This window comes from Acetatifactor sp. (genome assembly GCF_982438285.1).
In genome coordinates this window covers 1-3,594 of record NZ_CEWDFQ010000318.1, presented here as the reverse complement: position 1 = coordinate 3,594, position 3,594 = coordinate 1, and the positions used below count along the sequence as shown (strand labels likewise).

General features: G+C 49.7%; 4 protein-coding genes. All 4 read left to right on the top strand.

Features of this window, described 5'->3' with window-relative positions; translation table 11 throughout:
* Window positions 1–478 (top strand): hypothetical protein (locus AC1WIP_RS13130; protein ID WP_481142250.1); only part of this gene is annotated, 478 nt, incomplete at its 5' end.
* A gap of 4 nt (window positions 479–482) precedes the next feature.
* A complete protein-coding gene (gene pseI, locus AC1WIP_RS13125) occupies window positions 483–1,541 on the top strand; it encodes a pseudaminic acid synthase (RefSeq protein ID WP_481142249.1) in 1,059 nt (352 codons plus the stop codon).
* Entirely contained in the window at window positions 1,538–2,602 is a 1,065-nt protein-coding gene (gene pseG, locus AC1WIP_RS13120) for a UDP-2,4-diacetamido-2,4,6-trideoxy-beta-L-altropyranose hydrolase (protein WP_481142248.1), read from the top strand. Before pseI ends, pseG begins: the two co-directional genes overlap by 4 nt.
* 13 nt (window positions 2,603–2,615) lie before the next feature.
* Window positions 2,616–3,485, top strand: a complete 870-nt coding sequence (locus tag AC1WIP_RS13115; protein WP_481142247.1) for an SGNH/GDSL hydrolase family protein — start codon at window positions 2,616–2,618, stop codon at window positions 3,483–3,485.
* Window positions 3,486–3,594: the final 109 nt, after the last annotated feature.

The following is a 3,594-nucleotide window of genomic DNA, read 5'->3' as shown; positions in this document are numbered from 1 at the left end:
ATACATGAATACCAATCCTAAGCTTACGTTAGAGGGACAAAGAAAATGGCTGGCCTCCATACGAAGCAATGAGGATGTGAAATATTGGCTCATACGGGTGGACGAAATTCCAGCGGGAGTGATTAATCTGACGGGACTTAAAAATCCGGAAGGAAACTTGGGATGGGCTTATTACATGGGAGAAAAAAGGCTAAGAAGCCTGAAAACGGCATTGTCCCTTGAGATGAGCATGTATGACTATGTCTTTGACAGTCTGGGAAAAACGGCGGTGTATTCCGATGTCTTTACCCAAAACCAGGGAGTTATCCAGCTGCATAAAATGTGCGGCTGTGAAATCGTGGAGGAGAAAAAGGGGCATATTCTCAAGGAGGGCGTCTCCTATGATGTGACCTTTATGCGGATGACAGCGGAACGCTGGATGCAGATACGAGGGGACAAAAAATATGAGAAAATAGATTTTAAAAACGGAGAGGTGTAGCGTTATGAACAAGGAAATTGTCATTGGGGAACGAATGATCAGTGAAAACGCGCCGGTGTTTGTTATTGCAGAAATGTCTGCGAACCATCTTATGGACTTTGACCGGGCGGTGAAAATTATGAAGGCTGCAAAAGATGCGGGGGCGGATGCGGTGAAGATACAGACCTACACGCCGGACACCATCACCCTTGACAGTGATGACCCTTGCTTTCAGATCACTCAGGGCACCATATGGGACGGAACTACTCTGCACAAACTTTATGAGACTGCGTATACGCCCTGGGAGTGGCAGCCAAAGCTGATGAAGATTGCACAGGATATAGGACTTATCTTTTTTTCCTCCCCCTTTGACCTTTCCAGCATTGACTTTCTGGAAGAAATGAATGTGCCCGCTTATAAGGTGGCCAGTTTCGAGATTACGGATATTCCCTTTATCCGTAAGATTGCCCGTTTGGGCAAGCCTATTCTTATGTCTACGGGCATCGCCTATCTTGCAGACATAGAGCTGGCTCTTAAGACCTGTAGGGAGGCTGGCAATGAAAATGTGATTCTATTAAAATGTACCTCAGCCTATCCGGCCCCTTATGAGGAAATCAATTTAAAGACCATTCCTTCCATGGGGGAGGTGTTTGGCTGCCTGACAGGACTTTCCGATCACACCATGGGAAGCGCTGTGGCAGGAGCCGGAGTTGCCCTGGGTGCGAAGGTGGTGGAGAAGCATCTTACCTTAAGGAGAGCGGATGGAGGCGCAGACGCAGCCTTTTCCATGGAGCCGGAGGAATTTAAGGAAATGGTGGAGCATATTCGGCAGATTGAGAAGGCTGTGGGGAAGGTTACCTATGAACTGACAGAAAAGCAGAAAAAGGGCAGAGAACATTCCCGCTCGCTTTTTGTGGCCCAGGATATGAAGGCAGGAGACGTATTTACACCGGAAAATCTCCGTTCTGTAAGACCGTCCTGCGGACTGCATACCATGTATTATGAAGAGCTTTTGGGAAAGAAGATCAGCCGGGACGCCAGACTTGGCACGCCTATGAGCTGGGATTTGGTGGATTTTTCATGAAAAGAAAGCAATACCTTTTTCGGGCGGACGGAAATGCCCGTATAGGGGCGGGACATCTGATGCGGTGTTTGACCATCGCCAGGGCTCTTTCGGAGAGACTGGGATCATTGGAGCAGATTCTATTTTTATGTGCGGATGAGGCCTCCGGGGAGCTGGCGGCGAGCTATGGCTTTTCGGTGCATGTGTTTCACACGGGTTTTCAAAGGATGGAGGAGGAGCTTCCCCTGTGGGAGGCATTGCTTCAGGAGAAAGAAGACCTCCCCGAGGGGGACAAAAGTGAAAGGGGAAAGAGAAAAATTGTGGTGGACAGCTACTATGTGACGGATGTTTATCTGCAGAACTTGGCCCGCTGGGGAGAGGTTTTCTTGCTGGACGATATGCACAGCCGCCCCTTTCCTGTAGATGCGGTGATCAACTATAACATCTTTGCAGATCAAAGGAGCTATGAAAAGCTGTATGAAGGACGCAATACAAAGCTGTACCTGGGAAGCCGCTATGTGCCCTTAAGACCCCAGTTTCGTAATAGAAATTGCCGGGTATCTGCAAACGTGCGCAGTGTACTGATCACCACCGGTGGAGGAGACAGGGAGAATATTGCTGGTAAAGTGCTTGACTGTGTTTATAGAAAAGGGATACACTTTCACATAACGGCGGGAAGCTTCTCCCCAAATTTCAGTGCATTAAAGAAGCTGGAAGAAAAAAGGGAGGGTGTGATCATACACCGTAATGTGCAGGATATGGCAGGACTTATGGAGCAATGTGATCTTGCGGTGACAGCGGCGGGAACTACGGTTTATGAGCTTTGCGCCGTGGGCGTTCCTTTTTTATGTTTTTCCTATGCGGAAAATCAAGAGGAGCTGGCAGCGTACCTGGGGGATCATGGGATTGCCGTAAATGCAGGAGCCTTCCATCGGGATGCCCTGGGTGTTTTGGAACGGCTGGGAGAGGGGTTTGGGCATTTGTGTGATGATGTACAGGCCAGAGCAAGCTTAAGAGAGAGGATACGCGCTGTTGCGGACGGCCAAGGTGCGGACAGACTGGCCCGGATACTGGAACAATAGAGGATTTCAGGAAATGACTGGAGAGAAAGCGGGAATGAAGGGACACAGACTTTCTGGCAAAATTTTATACGGAGTCTTGGCGACGGCGTTTTTTGTGCTTCTTTTTGCAGCCACCTATTCCAGCCGGGAGAACAGACAGGAGAAAACCCAGGTGAGGATCGTGGTTTTGGGGGACAGTATCATGGGAATCGTCCGGGATGAGACCTCCGTCACGGAAAAGCTGGCCGCTTATCTGGGAGAGCCTGTGTTTAACGGGTCCCTGGGAGGCACCTGCTTAAGCCGCATGGACACAGAAAAGCGCATGGGATATTCCAAGGATGCCTTGTCCATGGCCGGGCTGGCAAAGGCCATAGAGGCCGGTGACTTCGGCGTACAGCAGACGGTGCGGATCAGAGAGAGCGCTACGGAATATTTCGGAGAGACCATAGATGAGCTGGAAAACATTGATTTTTCCGCTGTGGAAATTCTCATTATCGGACACGGGCTCAATGATTACCACGGCGGTGCGGTGATGTATAATGAGGAGGACCCCTATGATGAATACACCTTTACTGGGGCTCTGCGAAGCAGTATCACATCCATCAGGAAGGCTTACCCCGATCTGCGGATCATCCTTGTGACGCCCACCTACAGCTGGTATACGGTGCAGCAGCTTACCTGTGAGGAGCTGGATGCGGGTTATGGCATTCTGGAGGATTTTGTGGAGGCGGAAAAGCAGGTGGCGGCAGAGCTGGGAGTGGAGGTCATTGATCTGTATCACGATTTTTATCCCCACGAGAGCTGGTCTGATATGGAGCTGTACACAGAGGACGGGCTGCATCCCAATGAGGCGGGACGGGAAATGATCGCGAGAACCCTGGCGGAATATTTAAGTACAGATTAAAGCATAAGCCAGGAGCTGTTACAAATTGAGGAAAGGAAGGATAAAAAATGTTGACTCCCACTGAGGCATTGCAGTCATTGAACAGGAGAATCAAAAGGGAATGGAAAAT

What these genes read in the sequence shown, in the direction of transcription:
- AC1WIP_RS13115 (WP_481142247.1), top strand. Translation starts at nt 2,616, where the DNA reads ATGACTGGAGAGAAAGCGGGAATGAAGGGACACAGACTTTCTGGCAAA.
- pseI (WP_481142249.1), top strand. Translation starts at nt 483, where the DNA reads ATGAACAAGGAAATTGTCATTGGGGAACGAATGATCAGTGAAAACGCG.
- pseG (WP_481142248.1), top strand. Translation starts at nt 1,538, where the DNA reads ATGAAAAGAAAGCAATACCTTTTTCGGGCGGACGGAAATGCCCGTATA.